Source organism: Micromonospora sp. WMMC241 (assembly GCF_027460165.1).
GTDB classification, from domain to species: Bacteria; Actinomycetota; Actinomycetes; order Mycobacteriales; family Micromonosporaceae; genus Micromonospora; species Micromonospora humi.
In genome coordinates, this window is the sequence record NZ_JAPZBF010000001.1 from 5005209 (window position 1) to 5022730 (window position 17522).

20 protein-coding genes and 1 pseudogene are annotated in these 17522 nt (G+C 73.2%); 5 read left to right on the plus strand and 16 right to left on the minus strand.

Annotation, left to right across the window (positions count from 1 at the left end):
* Positions 1-359 precede the first annotated feature (359 nt).
* Both O7598_RS22535 and O7598_RS22540 read left to right on the plus strand, forming a co-directional pair.
* Positions 360-1277 carry a tyrosine recombinase XerC gene (locus O7598_RS22535; RefSeq protein ID WP_269694944.1) on the plus strand — a complete coding sequence of 306 codons (918 nt, stop codon included), beginning with the start codon at positions 360-362 and terminating at the stop codon, positions 1275-1277.
* Positions 1278-1321: 44 nt separating this feature from the next.
* A complete protein-coding gene (locus tag O7598_RS22540) occupies positions 1322-2503 on the plus strand; it encodes an aminotransferase class V-fold PLP-dependent enzyme (protein WP_269693290.1) in 1182 nt (393 codons plus the stop codon).
* A gap of 17 nt (positions 2504-2520) precedes the next feature.
* Here O7598_RS22540 and O7598_RS22545 read toward each other — a convergent pair.
* Positions 2521-3063, minus strand: a pseudogene (locus tag O7598_RS22545) (murein hydrolase activator EnvC family protein); the annotation flags it as partial.
* Positions 3064-3401: 338 nt separating this feature from the next.
* Between O7598_RS22545 and O7598_RS22550 the strand changes: the two are divergent.
* Together O7598_RS22550 and O7598_RS22555 are read left to right on the plus strand one after the other, a co-directional pair.
* Positions 3402-4052, plus strand: coding sequence for a class I SAM-dependent methyltransferase (locus O7598_RS22550; RefSeq protein WP_269693291.1), 651 nt, complete (start codon positions 3402-3404; stop codon positions 4050-4052).
* Positions 4049-5155 carry a sulfite oxidase gene (locus O7598_RS22555; RefSeq protein WP_269693292.1) on the plus strand — a complete coding sequence of 369 codons (1107 nt, stop codon included), beginning with the start codon at positions 4049-4051 and terminating at the stop codon, positions 5153-5155. The genes O7598_RS22550 and O7598_RS22555 overlap by 4 nt, the downstream gene beginning before the upstream one ends.
* A gap of 37 nt (positions 5156-5192) precedes the next feature.
* Here the strand turns inward: O7598_RS22555 and O7598_RS22560 are convergent, their stop codons facing one another.
* The 12 genes from O7598_RS22560 to proS form a co-directional block, all read right to left on the minus strand.
* Positions 5193-5516 carry a DUF2469 domain-containing protein gene (locus O7598_RS22560; RefSeq protein WP_007075222.1) on the minus strand — a complete coding sequence of 108 codons (324 nt, stop codon included), beginning with the start codon at positions 5514-5516 and terminating at the stop codon, positions 5193-5195.
* The gene (locus O7598_RS22565) at positions 5513-6349 is read right to left on the minus strand and encodes a ribonuclease HII (RefSeq protein ID WP_269693293.1); all 837 of its coding nucleotides are present in this window, start codon (positions 6347-6349) and stop codon (positions 5513-5515) included. The genes O7598_RS22560 and O7598_RS22565 overlap by 4 nt, the downstream gene beginning before the upstream one ends.
* Complete coding sequence (locus O7598_RS22570) at positions 6343-6810, minus strand: NUDIX hydrolase (protein ID WP_269693294.1); 468 nt, start codon at positions 6808-6810, stop codon at positions 6343-6345. Before O7598_RS22570 ends, O7598_RS22565 begins: the two co-directional genes overlap by 7 nt.
* A gap of 51 nt (positions 6811-6861) precedes the next feature.
* Positions 6862-7494, minus strand: a complete 633-nt coding sequence (lepB, locus tag O7598_RS22575) for a signal peptidase I (RefSeq protein ID WP_269693295.1) — start codon at positions 7492-7494, stop codon at positions 6862-6864.
* Positions 7491-8372: a signal peptidase I gene (gene lepB, locus O7598_RS22580; RefSeq protein ID WP_269693296.1), complete on the minus strand. Its 882-nt coding sequence runs from the start codon at positions 8370-8372 to the stop codon at positions 7491-7493. The genes lepB (O7598_RS22575) and lepB (O7598_RS22580) overlap by 4 nt, the downstream gene beginning before the upstream one ends.
* Before the next feature lie 171 nt (positions 8373-8543).
* A complete protein-coding gene (gene rplS, locus O7598_RS22585) occupies positions 8544-8903 on the minus strand; it encodes a 50S ribosomal protein L19 (RefSeq protein WP_091064199.1) in 360 nt (119 codons plus the stop codon).
* 144 nt (positions 8904-9047) lie between these two features.
* The gene (gene trmD, locus O7598_RS22590) at positions 9048-9836 is read right to left on the minus strand and encodes a tRNA (guanosine(37)-N1)-methyltransferase TrmD (RefSeq protein WP_269693297.1); all 789 of its coding nucleotides are present in this window, start codon (positions 9834-9836) and stop codon (positions 9048-9050) included.
* Positions 9837-9854: 18 nt separating this feature from the next.
* Positions 9855-10394 carry a ribosome maturation factor RimM gene (rimM, locus tag O7598_RS22595; RefSeq protein ID WP_269693298.1) on the minus strand — a complete coding sequence of 180 codons (540 nt, stop codon included), beginning with the start codon at positions 10392-10394 and terminating at the stop codon, positions 9855-9857.
* On the minus strand, positions 10394-10627 hold the full coding sequence (locus O7598_RS22600; RefSeq protein ID WP_013732101.1) for an RNA-binding protein: 234 nt from the start codon (positions 10625-10627) through the stop codon (positions 10394-10396). Before O7598_RS22600 ends, rimM begins: the two co-directional genes overlap by 1 nt.
* A gap of 1 nt (position 10628) precedes the next feature.
* Complete coding sequence (gene rpsP / locus O7598_RS22605; RefSeq protein ID WP_091064187.1) at positions 10629-11120, minus strand: 30S ribosomal protein S16; 492 nt, start codon at positions 11118-11120, stop codon at positions 10629-10631.
* A gap of 241 nt (positions 11121-11361) precedes the next feature.
* Positions 11362-12009 carry a DUF402 domain-containing protein gene (locus tag O7598_RS22610; protein ID WP_269693299.1) on the minus strand — a complete coding sequence of 216 codons (648 nt, stop codon included), beginning with the start codon at positions 12007-12009 and terminating at the stop codon, positions 11362-11364.
* A 75-nt stretch (positions 12010-12084) separates the two neighbouring features.
* A complete protein-coding gene (gene proS / locus O7598_RS22615; RefSeq protein WP_269693300.1) occupies positions 12085-13491 on the minus strand; it encodes a proline--tRNA ligase in 1407 nt (468 codons plus the stop codon).
* Positions 13492-13583: 92 nt separating this feature from the next.
* Between proS and O7598_RS22620 the strand changes: the two genes are divergently transcribed.
* Positions 13584-14159, plus strand: a complete 576-nt coding sequence (locus O7598_RS22620) for a TetR/AcrR family transcriptional regulator (protein WP_269693301.1) — start codon at positions 13584-13586, stop codon at positions 14157-14159.
* Positions 14160-14194: 35 nt separating this feature from the next.
* Here the strand turns inward: O7598_RS22620 and O7598_RS22625 are convergent, their stop codons facing one another.
* The 3 genes from O7598_RS22625 to ffh all read right to left on the minus strand — a co-directional run bounded on the left by O7598_RS22625 (position 14195) and on the right by ffh (position 17498).
* Entirely contained in the window at positions 14195-15274 is a 1080-nt protein-coding gene (locus O7598_RS22625; protein ID WP_269693302.1) for an amidohydrolase family protein, read from the minus strand.
* An 18-nt stretch (positions 15275-15292) separates the two neighbouring features.
* Positions 15293-15874, minus strand: coding sequence for a Uma2 family endonuclease (locus tag O7598_RS22630; RefSeq protein WP_269693303.1), 582 nt, complete (start codon positions 15872-15874; stop codon positions 15293-15295).
* 70 nt (positions 15875-15944) lie between these two features.
* Positions 15945-17498 carry a signal recognition particle protein gene (ffh, locus tag O7598_RS22635; RefSeq protein WP_269693304.1) on the minus strand — a complete coding sequence of 518 codons (1554 nt, stop codon included), beginning with the start codon at positions 17496-17498 and terminating at the stop codon, positions 15945-15947.
* Positions 17499-17522 lie beyond the last annotated feature (24 nt).

Genomic DNA, 17522 nt, shown 5'->3' on the forward strand with positions numbered 1-17522 from the left:
GCTCGGGCCACCCCCCGTTCGGTGTGCGCGGGCACCCGCGCGCGTGGCTGTCGGGCTTGGGCGTTTCTTGTCGCCTGGGCAGCAACACACGCACCCGGACGCCGGGGCTCGGAGGCGACGGCGGGCGCGGCGGGCGGACGACGCCACCGGCCGGTCGAACCTCGCGGACCTCACCGAGCCGCCGGCGATCGCGGGCCGGCTGTCCCCCGGCGGCCGGCTCCGCCCGTAGTCTGGACCGGTGTCCGACGACAGCATCCGCCTCCGTCGGCGCCCCCGCAGGCGTCGGGCTCGGGCGGAGGCGTCCGGTGGCTGAGCGACGGCGCGGCACCCGGGCCGCGCACGAGGAACTGCCGGCGCCGATGCGTGACGCGGTGGACGACTTCGCCGACCACCTGGTCCGGGTGCGCAACCGCTCCGCGCACACCGTCCGGGCGTACGTCACCGACCTCGTCTCCCTGCTCGACCACGCGGTGCGGATGGGCTGCGCCGACCTGGCCGGGCTGGATCTCGCGGTGCTGCGCAGCTGGCTGGCGAAGCAGCGGACGATGGGGACCGCCCGGACGACCATGGCCCGGCGGGCCGCCGCCGCGCGCACGTTCAGCGCCTGGGCGCACCGGGCCGGCCTGCTCCCCGCCGACGTGGCCGCGCCGCTGGCCAGCCCGCGGGCCGGGCGGGAGCTGCCCACCGTCCTTCGTGCCGACCAGGCCGCCGCGCTGATGGACGCCCCGGGCGTGACCGCCACCGCCGCGCCGGACGACCCCGGGCCTCCGGACGCGGTCCTGCTGCGGGATCGGCTGCTGCTCGAGCTGCTCTACGGCACCGGGGTACGGATCAGCGAGGCCTGCGGGCTGGACGTCGGGGACGTCGACCAGGCCCGTCGGGTGGTGCGCGTGCTGGGCAAGGGCGGGCGGGAACGGGCGGTGCCCTACGGGGTGCCGGCGCAGCGGGCGCTCGACGCGTGGCTCCACACCGGCCGGCCGGCGCTGGTGGCGCCGGGTTCGGGTCGCGCGCTGCTGCTCGGCGCCCGGGGCGGGCGGCTCAACCCGACCACCGCGCGGCGGATCGTGGCCGGGTGGGCGGGTGCGGCCGGGGTGCCGCGGGTGACGCCGCACGGGCTGCGCCACTCCGCCGCCACACATCTGCTCGAAGGCGGGGCGGACCTGCGCGCCGTCCAGGAACTGCTGGGGCACTCGTCGCTGGCCAGCACCCAGATCTACACGCACGTCTCGGTCGAGCGGCTGCGGGCGGCCTACCGGCAGGCGCATCCGCGGGCCTGACCGAAGCGGCCGGGCGATGATCGACGGCGGGCTAGGATCGACGGATGACGGTGCCACCGCCGCCCGAGCCGATCCCCGGGGCTCGACTGCTCTTCTCCCTCGACCCGTCGGTCAGCCACCTCAACCACGGCTCGTTCGGCGCCGTGCCGATCGCCGTGCAGCGTGCCCAGCAGCGCCTGCGCGACGAGATGGAGTCGAACCCGCTGCGCTTCTTCAGCCAGGGACTGGTCGACCGGATCGCCCACGCCCGGCGGCACCTGGCCACCTTCCTCGGCGCCGACCCGGACGGCACCGCCCTCGTCGGCAACGTCACCGCCGGCGCGGCCGTGGTGTTGCAGTCGCTCGCGCTGCGCCCCGGCGACGAGGTGCTCACCACCGACCACGGCTACGGCGCGGTCGGCCTGTCGGTGGCCCGGGAGTGCGAGCGGACCGGCGCGGTGTCCCGCACCGTGGCCGTGCCGTTGACGGCCACCGACGAGGAGGTGGTCGAGATCGTCCGGGCCGGGCTGCGCCCCGGGCGGACCCGGCTGTTGATCGTCGACCAGCTCACCTCGCCGACCGCCCGGCTGTTCCCGGCGGCGGCGCTCGTGGCGGTGGCGCGGGAGCGGGGCGTGCCGGTGCTGGTGGACGCGGCGCACGCACCGGGCATGCTGCCGGCTTCGGTGGCTTCGGTGGGCGCCGACTTCTGGGTCGGCAACCTGCACAAGTGGGCGTACGCGCCACGGGGCACCGCCGCGTTGGTGGTGGCGGAGCAGTGGCGGGAACGGATCCAGCCGCTCGTCGTCTCGTGGGAGCAGGGCAGCGGGTTTCCCACCCGGGTCGAGTGGCAGGCCACGCTCGACTACACCGGCTGGCTGGCCGCCCCGGTCGGCCTGTTCGTCCTGCGCAGCCTCGGCGTGGACCGGGTCCGCACGCACAACGCGGCGCTGGCCGCGTACGGGCAACGGGTCGTCGGGGACGCGTTGGGTGTGGCGCCGGAGCGGTTGCCGGCGCCCGGCGGACCGGCGGTCGCCATGCGGCTCGTGCCGCTGCCGCCGGGTGTCGCGACGACGTTGGACGCCGCCCGGGCGTTGCGGGCCGAGATCGCCGACCGGCTCGCCGCGGAGGTGTCGGTAGCCGGTTGGAACGGGCGCGGCTACCTGCGGCTGTGCGGCCAGGTCTACAACACCCCCGAGGAGTACGACCGGCTGGCCGTGCGGCTGCCCGCGTTGCTCGCCCGACGCTGAGTGACGCGCGTGCCGGTTCAGGAACCAGCCGGGTCGAGCGGGAGCAGGCGGATCCGGCCCAGCCCGAGCAGGGCGAGGGGGTCCAGGTAGGCATCGCCGCGCCGCAGCCCCCAGTGCAGGCACGCCGCGGCGGCGCAGCCGGGATGCCCGGGGAGCAGGTCGCCGATCGGGGTGCCGGTGTCGACCCGGTCGCCGGCCGCCAGCCTGGGACGGACCGGTTCGTAGGTGGTGCGCAGCCCGTCGCCGTGCCCGACGGTGACCACCGGCCGTCCGGCCACCACGCCGGCGAAGAGGACCGTTCCGGCGCCCGCGGCCCGGACCTCGGCACCGGGCTCGGCCACCAGGTCCACGCCCCGGTGCCCGGGCAGCCAGGGCGCCGGTGGCGGGTCGAACCGCCGCGCCGGCCGGGGCGGACCGGGTAGCGGCCACCGGAAGCGTGCCTCCGTCCCGGCGGCGGGCGGCAGCGCCGCATCCGGCGCCGGCCCTGCGGACGACGGCGGCGCCGCGGACCACGGCGGCGCTGCGGACCACGGCGGCGCTGCGGACCACGGCGGCGCTGCGGACCACGGCGGCGCTGCGGACCACGGCGGCGCTGCGGACCACGGCGGCGCTGCGGACCACGGCGGCGCTGCGGACCACGGCGGCGCTGCGGACCACGGCGGCGCTGCGGACGGCGAGGAGCCGGCCGGCGGCGCGCCGGGTTCGGCGGTCAGGATCGGCACGAGGAGCAGGAACGGCAGCAGGGCCGGGCCGGTCGGAAACCTCATGCCGCGCACTCTGCCGGGCGCGTTCGAGCCGGCGTGCTCGCCCGGGAGCGGCACTGTGGACAACGGCCGGTTGTGGACCGCCCTCGAAATCGGGACGGATCTGCTAGGGCCGGGCCGCCTATGCTGGCCGCGTGGCGAAGGACTGGCTGGACTGGCACCGTGACTACGACCAACCCGACTCCGCGCTGTCCCGGCGGCTCGTCGAGGTACGACGGCGGATCGTCGAGGCGCTGGACGCGGCGCCGCCCGGCCCGCTGCGCGCGATCAGCCTCTGCGCCGGTCAGGGCCGCGACCTGATCCCCGTGCTCGCCGCCCATCCGCGCGGCGGCGAGGTGACCGCCCGCCTGGTCGAGCTGGATCCGCGTAACACCGAGCTGGCCCGCCGCGCGGTCGCGGAGGCGGGGCTGACCGGCGTGGAGGTGGTGACCGGCGACGCGGCGGTGACCGACCGGTACGCCGACCTGGCGCCGGCGGACCTGGTGCTGGTGTGCGGCGTCTTCGGCAACATCGGCGACGACGACATCCGGTCGACGGTGCGGCACTGCGCGTCGCTCTGCGCCACCGGCGGGACGGTGCTGTGGACCCGGCACCGTCGCGAGCCGGACCTGGTGCCCACCATCTGCGACTGGTTCGCCGAGGAGGGCTTCGTGCCGGTCGCGGTGAGCAGCCCGGCCGACGGGGTGGGAGTCGGCGCGCACCGGTTCACCGGCCCGCCCCGACCGTTGGAGCCGGGCACGCGGATGTTCGCGTTCGTCGGCTACGACGTGCTGGAGCAGCGATGACCACGATGGACGACGTCAGCCGGCCCTCCCGGGTGGCCGGGCCGGACGAGGCGATCAGCGTCGAGGAGCTTCAGCTCGCCGCGCGCAACCACGGCATCCCGCTGGAAGCGTTGCGCTACGACGTGACCCCCGCGGGCCTGCACTACCTGCTCATCCACTACGACATCCCGGACGTCGACCCGGACGCGCACACGCTGACCGTCTCCGGGGCCCTGGCGCGTCCGCTCCGGCTGGACCTGGCGGCGCTGCGGGCGCGGCCCCGGGTGACCCGTCAGGTCACCCTGGAGTGTGCCGGGAACGGCCGGGCGTTGCTGCACCCGCGCCCGGTGAGCCAGCCCTGGCTGGTGGAGGCCGTGGGGAACGCCGAGTGGACGGGTACCCCGCTGGCTCCGCTGCTGCGCGAGGCCGGCCTGGCCGACGACGCGGTGGACGTGGTCTTCACCGGCGCGGACCACGGGGTGGAGCGCGGTGTCGAGCAGGACTACCAGCGGGCGCTGCCGGTGGCCGACGCGCTGCGTGAGGAGGTGCTGCTGGCGTACGAGATGAACGGCGCTCCGCTGCTGCCGCAGCACGGCGCCCCGCTGCGGCTGATCGTGCCGGGCTGGTACGGCATGGCGCACGTCAAGTGGTTGCGGGACGTGCACGTGACGACCGAGCCGTTCGACGGCTACCAGAACGCGGTCGCCTACCGGCTGCGGGCCGACGCCGACGACCCCGGTGTGCCGGTGACCCGGATCGAGCCGCGCGCCCTGGTGCGTCCGCCCGGTTTCCCGGACTTCATGTCCCGCACCCGGGTGCTGCGACCGGGCCGGTGCACGGTGGACGGTCGGGCCTGGTCCGGTTATGGGCCGGTGACGTCGGTCGAGGTGACGGTCGACGGCGGCGACTCGTGGGTGCCGGCGAGCCTGGACGAGCCCACCGGGGACGGGTGGGGGTGGCGCCGGTGGTCGCTGGCGTGGACGGCGGAGCCGGGGCGGTGGGTGCTGGGGGCCCGGGCGACGGACGCCTCGGGGCGGACCCAGCCGGTCGAGCAGCAGTGGAACCGGGGCGGGTTCGCGAACAACCTGGTGCAGCGCGTCGCGGTGGTGGTGCCGGCGGAGTGATCCGCCGTCGTCGGCGGGCCGTGCGGGCCCGTGGCGTTCAGCCGCCGAAACCGGAATCTGCGGGAAGCGAGATGTCGGGCTTTTCGAGCTCTTCCACATTGACGTCCTTGAACGTCATTACTCGGACGTTCTTGACGAAACGGGCGGGTCGGTACATGTCCCACACCCAGGCGTCGTGCATCTCGACCTCGAAGTAGACCTCGCCGTCGGAGTTGCGGACGTGCAGGTCCACCTGGTTGGCCAGGTAGAAGCGGCGCTCGGTCTCCACCACGTAGGAGAACTGGCGGACAATGTCGCGGTACTCCCGGTAGAGCTGCAGCTCCATCTCGGTCTCGTACTTCTCGAGATCTTCCGCGCTCATCGCACTCCGCCTTCCATGACCACATCTTCCCCCACCGACGCCGGAGGTCGCGGCTGCTCGCCCAACGCCACGCCGACGGTACCCCCTGGCGCGCCGGAGTGCTCCATCGGCTCGTCCGGACGCCCGAAGAGCGCCGGCTCCGCCTCCCGGCCCACCGGTCTCCGGGCACGGGGCGGCCGTCCGTCGCGCCCGGAGACGGCGGCCACGTTCACGTACGAGAAGCGGTGTTCCCGGCAGGGCCCCAGCTCGCGCAGCGCGGCGCTGTGCTCGGCGGTGATGTAGCCCTTGTGCTCGGCGAAGCCGTAGCCGGGGAACCGCCCGTCCAGGTCCACCATGATCCGGTCCCGGGTGACCTTGGCGAGCACGCTCGCGGCCGCGACGCAGGCGGCCACCCGGTCGCCCTTCCAGACCGCCAGCCCCGGCACGTCGAGCCCGTCCACGCCGAAGCCGTCGGTCAGCACGTAGTCGGGGCGGGTGGCGAGCGAGGCGAGCGCCCGGCGCATCGCGGCGAGGTTGCACACGTGCAACCCGCGCGCGTCGACCTCCTCGGCCGGGATGATCACCACGGCGTACGCCAGGGCCCGGGCCACCACCTCGTGGTAGACCCGCTCCCGGGCCGCCGGCGTGAGCAGCTTGGAGTCGGCCAGCTCGTCGATCTCGCCGCGCCGCCCCTCGGGCAGGATCGCGGCGGCGGCCACCAACGGCCCCGCGCACGCCCCCCGGCCGGCCTCGTCGGCACCCGCGACCTGGCGGAAGCCCCGGCGTTGCAGGGCCCGTTCCAGCGCGTAGAGGCCGCCGTCGCGGCGCACCACGGTCCGCGGCGGGGTCAGCACGGGCCGGCCCCGACGAGCGCCCGGTCGAGGCGGGCGGGCAGGTCCGGCGGGTAGTAGCGCTCGGCGGTGTCGGCCAACTCGGCCGCCGTCCACCAGCGGTGCCCGTGCACGGTGGCCCGCTCGACCGCGTTGAAGCCGGCGGTGTCGACCTCCCAGCGGGGCACCCGGGCCAGGAAGAACTCCTGTTCCTGGCGGTACCAGACACCGTCGAACGGGAACTCGATCGTCTCGGACCAGACCGGCGTGCCCAACTCGGCCGGAGTCAGCCGCAGGCCGGTCTCCTCGGTCAACTCCCGCGCCGCGCACTCGGCCGGGGTCTCCCCCGGGTCGAGCCCGCCGCCCGGGGTGAACCAGTAACGGTGCCCCGGCCGGGCCGGGTCACTGCCGTGGAACAGCAGCACCCGGTCGTCCGCGTCGACAAGCAGCACCCGGGCCGCGCGTCGAGGGGTGTAGACGGTCACCGCACCAGCCTGCCAGACGCCACCGACGGGCGACCACGCCGACCCGACGACTCAGGGATTCGGGATGCCGTCGAACTGCTTGGGCACGGTGAGCCAGGTGGCCCGGTTGAACGGCCAGAAGATGGTGAAGGCCCGGCCGACGACCTCGCCCTCGGGAATGGTCGCCTCGTTGATGTCCTCGCCGGACTGCTGCCAGTGCTCCAGCGAGTCACCGGAGGCCTCCCGGTGGTCACCCATCACCCACAGCCGACCCTCCGGCACGGTGACGTCGAAATCCTGGTCGGCCGGCTTGTTGCCGGGGAAGATGAACGGCTCGTCGATCGGCTTGCCGTTGATGATCAGCCGCTCCTGGCCGCCGGCCCGGTCGCAGCAGACCACGTGGTCGCCGCCGACGCCGATCACCCGCTTGATGAAGTCCTCGCCGTTGGGGTTGCCGCTCCACTCGGTGGGCGCCTTGAAGACGATCACCTCGCCGCGGTGCGGCGAGCGGAAGTCGTAGACCAGCTTGTTGACCAGCACCCGATCGTCGATCTTGAGCGTGTTCTCCATGGACGGCGAGGGGATGAAGAAGGTCTGCAGCACGAAGGCACGAACCAGCACTGCGACCAGGATCGCCACACCCAGAAGGATGGGCAGTTCCTTCCAGAAGGAGCTGCGCGGCTTTTCGGTCTGCTCGTCAATCACGGGAGGAGCCTACGTCCCCGGGTACGGCGCGGTCGCCCCGAACCCGCGAGAACAGTCAGCGTGGCCGCGACCGGGAGAATCAGGACGACTCCGCCCACCGGGTCGGGGTCGACCGGGGCCGGTCGGGCCGGCGCGGCGTCCGGGCGGGGCAGGTCCGTGAAGGTCTTCGGTACGGGCAGACTGGTCCACCGCTGCGACGGCCAGACGATCATGAAGGCGCGGCCGATGACGTTGTCGATCGGCACCGGCCCCTGACACCGGGCGTCCTGTGACACCAGCCGGTGGTCGCCCATCACGAAGATCTGCCCCGGCGGGACCACCACCTCGGTGAACTGCCGGGACCGGCACTCCTTCGGGTTGGGCGGCAGCTCGACCGGGGAGTCCTCGGAGACGTACTCCTGCTCCTCCAGCGGCGTGCCGTTCACCACCACCCGGCCCTTGTCGCAGCACCAGACCTTGTCGCCGGGCACCCCGATGACCCGCTTGATGAAGTCCTTCTCGCCGGGGCGGCTGACCCCGACCAGGTCGCCGAGCGTACGGCCGACCTTGCCGGCCATGTTGGTCGGCGGGGCCGGCGCCTCCTGGGCCACCCAGCGGTCGGTGCCCCGGAACACCACGACCTCGCCACGGACCGGGTCGCGCATGTCGTAGACGACCTTGTTGACCAGGACCCGGTCGCCGATGAGCAGCGTGTTCTCCATCGACCCGGAGGGGATGAAGAAGGCCTGGAGCAGGAACGTGCGGATCAGCACCGCCAGGCAGAACGCCACCACGAGCAGCAGCGGCAGCTCCTGCCAGAGCGGCATCTGCCGCCGGGAGCGCCGGGCTCGCCGGCGCCAGGGATCGGCGGTGCCGTCCTCGTCAAGCATCTGCACCATGCCACTCTCCGGTCCGCGGAAACGACACTACCGCCCGGGAGTCTCCTCGCGGAGGCCCCACGGGCGGCAGTGGACCGCTTCGTGCCGTCCGGCTGCGCCCGTACCGACCAGGGTAATGCGATCTGGTCGATACGACATCCGCGCAGCCCGGGCGGCGTGGCGAACGAAAGCTCAGTTCGCCGGCTGCTTCTCCCGCAGCTCCTTGATCTTGGCCTTCTTGCCGCGCAGCTCGCGCAGGTAGTAGAGCTTGGCGCGGCGCACGTCACCACGGGTCACGATCTCGATCCGGTCGATGCCCGGGCTGTTCAGCGGGTAGGTCCGCTCCACGCCGACACCGAAGCTGATCTTGCGGACCGAGAAGGTCTCGCGCAGGCCGTCACCCTGGCGACGGATGACGACGCCCTGGAAGATCTGGACCCGGGACCGGCTGCCCTCGACGACCCGCGCGTGCACCTTGACGGTGTCACCGGCACGGAAGTCGGGCAGGTCGGCACGCTTCGACTGGGCGTCAAGGGCGTCCAGGATGTTCATCGCTGCGTCCTCGTGAGGCTCACGGCGCACCGTCAGTCGGTGCGCGAACGGGTGATTCTGACCCCCGGGTGGTGGCCGGCGTCGCCGGCCCCGGGTCGGAGGTCCTCGCAGCCGCCCACGGCGTGGACGGAAGCGGCAACCCCTCTACTTTGCCACATGCTCCGGCGGCGAGGGAAATCCGCCCTGGTCCAGCGCCGCCCGGTCGCGGGAGTCCAGGCTCTCCGGGGACAGCGCGCCGACCATGTCGGGCCGGCGGGCCGCCGTCCGCCGCAGCGCCTCGTCGCGCCGCCAGCGGGCGATCCGGCCGTGGTCGCCCGAGCGGAGCACCTCGGGCACGTCGAGCCCGCGCCAGGTCGCCGGCTTGGTGTAGAGCGGGGCCTCCAACAAGCCGTGCGCGTGCGACTCCTCGTCCAGCGAGCCGGCGTTGCCGAGCACCCCGGGCAGCAGCCGGGTGACCGCCTCCAGGATGACCAGCACGGCCACCTCGCCGCCGAAGAGCACGTAGTCACCGAGGGAGACCTCGGTCACCGGCATCCGCGTCGCCGCGTGCTCGAGCACCCGCTGGTCGATGCCCTCGTACCGGCCGCAGGCGAAGAGCAGGTGCGACTCGGCGGCCAGCTCGTGCGCCATCGCCTGGGTGAACGGGACACCGGCCGGCGACGGCACCAGCAGGCGGGGCAGCGTGTGCCCGTCCGGGCTCAGCTCGTCGGGGGCCAGCGCGTCGAGCGCCTCGCCCCACGGCTCCGGCCGCATAACCATGCCCGGGCCGCCGCCGTAGGGCGTGTCGTCGACCGTGCGGTGCACGTCGTGGGTCCAGGTCCGCAGATCGTGTACGGCCAGCCGCAGCAGCCCGTTCGCGCGGGCCTTGCCGATCAGCGACAGGTCCAGCGGGGCGAAGTATTCCGGGAAGATCGACACGATGTCGACGCGCATGCGGGTGGCTCCAGCCGGCTACAGGTCGAGTAGACCGGCGGGCGGGTCGACGACGACGCGACCGCCGCCGAGATCCACCTCGGGCACGATCGCCTTGACGAACGGGATGAGCGCGGTGCGCCCCTCGGGACGCCGCACCACCAGCAGGTCGGAGGCGGGGGCGTGGTCGATGCGGTCCACCTCGCCGATCCGCTCCCCGGCCGGGTTGACCACGGCGAGCCCGACCAGCTGGTGGTCGTGGAACTCCTCCGGGTCCTCCGGCGCGTCGACGTCGGCGCTGTCCACGCCGACCAGGGTGTTGCGCAACGCCTCGGCGACGTCGCGACCCCGCACGCCCTCGAACACGACAAGCAGCCGGCCCTGGTGCCAGCGCGCAGACTCCACGGTCAGCGCCGGCGGCACCCGCCAGGCGCCGGGTTCGGCCGGGACCACCCCCGGTTCGGTGACCAGCACCGAACCGGGGGCGAACCGTGCTTCGGGCTCATCGGTACGCACCTCCACGGTGACCTCACCGCGGATACCGTGCGGCTTGCCGATCCGGCCGACGACGAGAAGCATCAGTACGAGTCGACGATGTCGACGCGTACCCCACGTCCGCCGATGGAGCCGATCACCTGGCGCAGCGCCTTGGCGGTCCGGCCGGACCGCCCGATCACCGTGCCGAGGTCCTCAGGGTGCACGCGGACCTCGAGCCGCTTGCCCCGACGGGAATCGACCATCCGCACCCGGACGTCGTCCGGGTGGTCGACGATTCCCTTGACCAGGTGCTCCAGGGCGGGACGCAGTGCCATGTCAGGCCTGCTCACCGGACTCGGCGCCGGTCTGCGCCTCGGCCTTGGGCTCCTCGGCCTTGGGCTCCTCCGCCTTCGGCGCCTCGGCCTCCGCCTTCGGGGCCTCCGCCTTGGCGGCCTTCTTGGCCGGCTTCGCGGGGGTGTCCGCCACGCCGGCCGCGGCCTTCGCCTCGGCCTCGTACGCCGCCTTGCGGTCGGCCCGCTCCGGGGCGACCTTCAGCGGCGGCGGGGCGGGCAGGCCCTTGAACTTCTGCCAGTCACCGGTCAGCTCGAGCAGGCGCTGCACGGCCTCGCTCGGCTGCGCGCCGACGGACAGCCAGTACTGGACCCGCTCCGACTTGACCTCGATCACCGAAGGGTCTTCCTTCGGCTGGTACACGCCGACGAACTCAATCGCGCGACCGTCACGCTTGGTGCGCGAGTCGGCGATGACGATGCGGTACTGCGGGTTGCGGATCTTGCCCATCCGCAGGAGCCGGATCTTTACGGCCACAGTTGTTTCGCTCCTGTTTGCGATCTCACCGGCCCGTGCGGGCGGTGTGGCGGGTGAGCGCGACCGGCACAGTGGGGTTTGGGCCGGAGACTGCTCGGTGAACTGGCGACGCGCCCGGGTTAGAGGGCGCCGGACGCGCGCCGGATACCAGCGGTCCATTCTGCCAGACCCGGCCTGGAACTCTCACACCGGACCCGCACCGCGCGCCTCGGACCGCTTGGGAGGTGACGAAGGACACCGCTCAGCGCGCCGGCGGCCGGTCCCACCCGGGCGGCAGTTTGTCCGGTACGTCCCACTCCGCCGGCGGGGTGAAGTCGCACCAGGTTCCGTCGAAGGGGAACGCGCCCGCCTCGGCGATCCGGATCACCCGCTCCCCCTCGGCGCGTACCGCCTTCTCGTCGGTCACCCAGTAGTGCTCCGGGAAGGCGAGCCGCTCGACGAACTCGTCCTCGTCCTTCCACTCCCAGGTCAGATCCGGGTGGACCACCACATCGAGGTCCTGGTCCACGATGTCGACCCCGGCCACCGCGCCGTCGTCCCACCGGACGCCGGGCTCCTCCAGGTTGACGTACCAGTTCTGGAACCGGCCCTCCTCGTTCCGGAACCACCACACCGAGTGGGAAGCGCCGACGGGCAGGAACTTCAGCACCGGTGGCCCGTTCCAGGTGCCGAGCGCGACCGTGTACGACGGGCTGACCCAATCGGCGAACGACACCGCCCGCATGCCGAGCCCCGCCGCGTTCACCTCGTGCCCCGCCGGCGCGCCCCGGGCCACCCAGAGCAGCAGCCCGCGCTCGTCGTCGGAGACGACGCGAGCCGACCGAACCCACCCGATCCGCCCGTGCCGCACGTTGCGGTGCAGGACCAGCCGGCCGGGTTCGAAGCGCACTCTCACCATCCCTGGCTTGTTAAAAGGGGGCCCCGCCTCTACCGAATACGTTAAGCGGGGGCCCTTCCTTACACCTCAGTAGGCGCGGGCGAGGATGGCCACGAGGTCGGGCTCGTCCTCGGTGTCCGGCACCGAGCCGTCGGCGCGCAGCAGGCAGCGGACCGTCACGCCCTGCGCGTTCGCCTCGGCCTCGCCGGGCACGCCGACCGCCGACCACGGCACCATCGCCCAGCCGGTGGCGGACGCCTCGATCGCCTCGGCCAGCGTCGACACCTCGACGGTGCGGGACCGGCGGAACTCCAGCGCCTGGTCGTGCAGCGCCCGCTGGTCGGCGTCCAGCGCGGCCAGCACCGCACCGACCACGTCGGCCACCGGCGTGGGTGCCTTCGAGCCGTCCGTACGCCGGACCACCACCGCGTTGCCGGCGGCCAGATCGCGCGGGCCGACCTCGACGCGGACCGGGTAGCCGCGCAACTCGGCGTCGACCGCGCGGCGGCCGAACGCGGTGTCGGTCCGGTCGTCCAGCGCGACCCGCACGCCGGCGTCGCGAAGCCCGTCGCGGAGCTTGGCCGCGGCCTCGCTCACGCCCTCGCCGTCCTTGACGACCATCACGTACGCCTGGACCGGCGCCAGCTTCGGCGGCACCCGCAGCCCGTTGTCGTCGCCGTGGCACATGATCAGACCGCCGAGCATCCGGGTCGAGGTGCCCCAGGAGGTGGTCCACGCGTGCTCCCGGCCGCCCTCGGCCGAGGAGTAGCTGATGTCGAACGCCTTGGCGAAGTTCTGGCCCAGCTCGTGGCTGGTGCCCATCTGCAGCGCCTTGCCGTCGCCCATCATGCCCTCGCACGTGTAGGTGGCGGTGGCGCCGGCGAAGCGCTCCCGGGCGGTCTTCAGGCCGACCACCACCGGGATGCCCAGCACGTTGACCATCAGGTCCTCGTACGCCTCGTGCAGGATCCGGCGGGCGTAGGCGCGGGCGTCGGAGCGGGTGGCGTGCGCGGTGTGCCCCTCCTGCCACAGGAACTCGCTGGTGCGCAGGAAGATCCGCGGGCGCAGCTCCCAGCGGACCACGTTCGCCCACTGGTTGAGCAGCAGCGGCAGGTCCCGGTAGGAGTCGATCCACTTGGCCATGAACTCGCCGATCACCGTCTCGCTGGTGGGGCGCACCACCACCGGCTCGGCGAGCTGCTTGCCGCCACCGTGGGTGACCACTGCGAGCTCCGGCGAGAAGCCCTCGACGTGCTCGGCCTCGCGCTTGAGGTAGCTCTCCGGGATGAACAGCGGGAAGTACGCGTTCTCCGCCCCGGCCGCCTTGATCCGGGCGTCCATCTCGGCCTGCATCCGCTCCCAGATGGCGTAGCCGGCCGGTCGGATGACCATGGTGCCCCGAACCGGGCCGTTGTCGGCCAGCTTCGCCTTGGCGATCAGGTCCTGGTACCAGCGGGGAAAATCCTCCGCACGGGGAGTGAGCACGCGTGCCATGACCGCACATCCTATGCGCCGCGTGGGCCGCCGCTGCGCCGGGGAGCCGGCCCGCGCCGTGTCGCACCGGTCGGCCGTAGACTTCGACGGCGATGGGTGAGGCACGGGACGCGATCGTCGAGGCCGCCCGGGCGCAGACCGTGGCCGGTGGCTGGGACGGCGTCCGGATGGGTGCGGTGGCCGAGGCCGCCGGGGTCAGCCGGCAGACGCTCTACAACGAGTTCGGCACCAAGGCGGGCCTGGCCGAGGCGCTCGCCCGGCACGAGGTGGACCGGTTCGTCGGCGAGGTCCGGGCCGCGCTGGCCGAGCACGGCGCCGACGTCCACGCCGCCGCGTACGCGGCGATCCGCCGCACGCTCGCCTCGGCCGCCGACAATCCGCTGGTCAAGGCGATCCTGACCAGCGCCCGGGGCGGCTCGGACGAGCTGCTGCCCTACCTGACCACCCGCGCCGACCTGGTCCTCGCCGAGTCGACCGCCGCGCTGCTGGAGTGGGCGGGGCGCCACCTGCCCGACGCCGACCCGGCGGCGCTGGCCTTCGCGGCGGACAGCATCGTCCGCCTGGTGGTGAGCCACATCGTGCTGCCCGGCGCCCCGGTGGACGAGACCGCCGGCAAGCTGGCCGACCTGGCCGTGCGCCTCTTCCTCACCGCCGCCGCACCGCGCTGACCGCCGCCCGGCCACGCCTCAGCCGGGCAGCCGGGTCAGCAGACCACCCGGCCGCGCAGCACGATGCGGCTGGGCGCCCGCACCACCCGCAGGTCCCGGCGCGGGTCGTCGGGATAGACCACCAGGTCGGCGAGCCCGCCCTCGACCAGGCCGGGGAAGCCGAGCCACTCGCGGGCCCGCCAGGAGGCGGCGGCGAGCACGTCCTCGGCGGCCATCCCGGCCTGCTCGTGCAGCAGCAGCATCTCCTCGGCCGCGAGCCCGTGGTCGATGCCGCCGCCGGCGTCGGTGCCCACGTAGATCGGCACGCCCGCCTCGTGGGCCGCCCGGACCACCTCGGGGAAGCGGTCGCGCAGGGCGAGCATGTGGTCGGCGTACCCGGGGAACTTCTCCCGGGCCTGCTCCGCGATGTGGCCGAAGGTCCGAATGTTGATCATGGTGGGGACCAGCGCGGTGCCCTGCCGGGCCATCAGGTCGATCAGGTCGAGGCTCAGCCCGGTGCCGTGCTCGACCGAGTCCACCCCGGCCCGCACCATGATCTCCACCGCCGACTCGGAGAACGTGTGCACCGCGGCGCGTACCCCGGCGGCGTGCGCGGCGGCGACCGCCGCGGTCATGGTGTCGGCGTCCCAGGCCGGCGCCAGGTCGCCCACGCCCCGGTCGATCCAGTCGCCGACCAGCTTGACCCAGCCGTTGCCGGCGGCGGCCTGCGCGGCCACGGTCGCGGCCACCTCCGCCGCGCCGACCTCCACGCCGATGTCGCGCAGGTAGCGCTTGGGCGGCGCGACGTGCCGGCCCGCGCGGGCCAGTCGCGGCAGGTCCGGCTCGTCCTCCAACTCGGGGTACGGGTACGGCGAGCCGGCGTCGCGGATCGCCAGCACGCCGGCGTCCCGGTCGATCCGGGCCAGCTCGCGGGCCTGGTCGAGTGAGGTGATCGGGGCGCCGCCCCGGGCGATGCCGATGTGGCAGTGCGCGTCGGTCAGGCCGGGCAGCACGAAACCGCCGTCGGCCACGGTCTCGGCGCCCGGCACCGGTTCGAAGGTGACCCGGTCGCCGACCAGCCAGACGTCCCGGACCTCGTCGTCGGGGAGGAACACGCCGCGCACATGCAGAGCCATGTGCACAGTCCTACCCGATCACTCGCCCTCGCCGGCCAGCAGGTCGTTGCGACGCGCGGTCAGGGCCGGCAGGTCGACCGAGACCTTCCACGGCCGCTCCGTGACGAACAGGTCCTCGGTGTGGGTCACCTGCTCGTACTCGCGAGTCCCGCCGCCCAGCGTGTATTCGGTGAGCGCGATCCGCTCGTGCTGCGGGTCCACCACCCAGTAGGAGGCGACCCCGGCACGGGCGTAGACCCTCGCCTTGTCGTACAGGTCGCGGAAGTGCGACGTCGGGGACACGACCTCCACCGCGAGCAGCGTGTCCTCGATCGGGACCGGCGAGCGGCCGGCATGCTTGCGCCGGATCACCACCACGTCCGGGCGCGGCTCGTTGCGACGGTCGACCCGCATGGACAGGTCGATGGTCACCAGGAAATCCGGCGGGCAGTTGACCTCGAGCGCGAGCAGCAGACGGACACACAGGTCCTGGTGCAGGGCGGTGGGGGACGGCACGATCAACCTTCCGTTGATCAGTTCGTACGGAAGGTCCTTGGGCAGGTCGCCCAGGTCGTCGACCGTCCACTCGTGCCGCTCCGGCAGGATCGGGGCCGCGGTCATTGACATCTCCTTCCATGGGGGCGACATCACCCTAGGAGAGGATGACGTCGCCCACCGTCACCGACACGCGTCAGCGCGGGCCCTTGTCGCCGCCCTTGCCGAGCTTGTTGAAGTCGATCTTCGGCAGCTTGAAGCCGGGCGGCAGGCCCTGCCCGCCGGCCAGGTCGCCCGGGTCCAGGCCCGGCGGGAGCTGCGGCATGCCGCCGGGGAAGCCGCCCGCCGCGCCGGCCCCGGTGCGCGGCCGGTTGCCGCCCTTCGTGCCCTTGCGCTTGTTCTTCGGCGACTTGGTCGCCTTGCGCCGGCCGCCGCCGGGCAGGCCCATCATGCCGCCCATCTGCTTCATCATCTTCTGCGCGTCGGCGAAGCGGTTGAGCAGCTGGTTGACGTCCATCACGGTGACGCCGGAGCCGCTGGCGATCCGGGCCCGGCGGGAGCCGTTGATGATCTTCGGGGTGGTGCGCTCGGCCGGGGTCATCGACCGGATGATCGCGGTGACCCGGTCGAAGTGCTTGTCGTCCAGCTCGGCGATCTGGTCCTTCATCTGCCCCATGCCGGGCATCATGGCCAGCACGTTGGCGATGGGACCCATCCGCCGGACCGCGATGAGCTGATCGAGGAAGTCCTCCAGCGTGAAGGTCTCCCCGCCCATCAGCTTGGCGGTCATCTTCTCCTTCTGATCGGCGTCGAAGGCCGCCTCGGCCTGCTCGATCAGGGTGAGGACGTCGCCCATGCCGAGGATCCGGCTGGCCATCCGGTCGGGGTGGAAGACGTCGAAGTCCTCCAGCTTCTCGCCGGTGGAGGCGAACAGGATGGGCTGGCCGGTGACCTCCCGGACCGACAGCGCGGCGCCACCGCGGGCGTCACCGTCGAGCTTGGAGAGGACCACGCCGGTGATGCCGACGCCGTCGCGGAACGCCTCGGCGGTGCGGACCGCGTCCTGACCGACCATGGCGTCGATGACGAAGATGACCTCGTCGGGCTGGACCGCGTCACGGATGTTCGCGGCCTGTTGCATCATCTCGGCGTCGATGCCGAGACGGCCGGCGGTGTCCACGATGACGATGTCGCGGGCCGCCCGCTTGGCGTGCTCGATCGAGTCGCGGGCGACCTGCACCGGGTCGCCGACGCCGTTGCCGGGCGCCGGGGCGTACACCTCGACGCCGGCCCGGCCACCGAGCACCTGGAGCTGCCCGACGGCGTTGGGGCGCTGGAGGTCGGCGGCGACCAGCAGCGGCTGGTGGCCCTGGCCCTTGAGCCAGCGGGCCAGCTTGCCGGCGAGCGTGGTCTTGCCGGAGCCCTGGAGGCCGGCCAGCATGATCACCGTGGGCGGGTTCTTGGCGAACTGGAGCCGCCGGCCCTCGCCACCGAGCACGTTGATCAGCTCGTCGTTGACAATCTTGATGATCTGCTGGGCCGGGTTGAGCGCCTCGGAGACCTCGGAGCCGCGGGCCCGCTCCTTGACGTTCGCGATGAAGCCCTTGACCACCGGCAGGGCGACGTCGGCCTCCAACAGCGCCATCCGGATCTCGCGCGCGGTGGCGTCGATGTCGGCGTCGGTGAGCCGACCCTTGCCGCGGAGCTTGGTGAAGATCCCGGACAGGCGGTCACTCAAGGTGTCAAACACGCGAACATCCCGTTTGTCGTTATC

Coding starts and splice junctions, on each gene's coding strand:
- O7598_RS22625 (WP_269693302.1), bottom strand. CDS start 15,274: ATGGCTCTGCATGTGCGCGGCGTGTTCCTCCCCGACGACGAGGTCCGG.
- O7598_RS22535 (WP_269694944.1), top strand. CDS start 360: ATGCGTGACGCGGTGGACGACTTCGCCGACCACCTGGTCCGGGTGCGC.
- rplS (WP_091064199.1), bottom strand. CDS start 8,903: ATGAACATCCTGGACGCCCTTGACGCCCAGTCGAAGCGTGCCGACCTG.
- proS (WP_269693300.1), bottom strand. CDS start 13,491: ATGGCACGCGTGCTCACTCCCCGTGCGGAGGATTTTCCCCGCTGGTAC.
- O7598_RS22600 (WP_013732101.1), bottom strand. CDS start 10,627: ATGGCACTGCGTCCCGCCCTGGAGCACCTGGTCAAGGGAATCGTCGAC.
- O7598_RS22555 (WP_269693292.1), top strand. CDS start 4,049: ATGACCACGATGGACGACGTCAGCCGGCCCTCCCGGGTGGCCGGGCCG.
- lepB (WP_269693296.1), bottom strand. CDS start 8,372: ATGGTGCAGATGCTTGACGAGGACGGCACCGCCGATCCCTGGCGCCGG.
- rimM (WP_269693298.1), bottom strand. CDS start 10,394: ATGCTTCTCGTCGTCGGCCGGATCGGCAAGCCGCACGGTATCCGCGGT.
- trmD (WP_269693297.1), bottom strand. CDS start 9,836: ATGCGCGTCGACATCGTGTCGATCTTCCCGGAATACTTCGCCCCGCTG.
- O7598_RS22630 (WP_269693303.1), bottom strand. CDS start 15,874: ATGACCGCGGCCCCGATCCTGCCGGAGCGGCACGAGTGGACGGTCGAC.
- O7598_RS22540 (WP_269693290.1), top strand. CDS start 1,322: ATGACGGTGCCACCGCCGCCCGAGCCGATCCCCGGGGCTCGACTGCTC.
- O7598_RS22560 (WP_007075222.1), bottom strand. CDS start 5,516: ATGAGCGCGGAAGATCTCGAGAAGTACGAGACCGAGATGGAGCTGCAG.
- O7598_RS22620 (WP_269693301.1), top strand. CDS start 13,584: ATGGGTGAGGCACGGGACGCGATCGTCGAGGCCGCCCGGGCGCAGACC.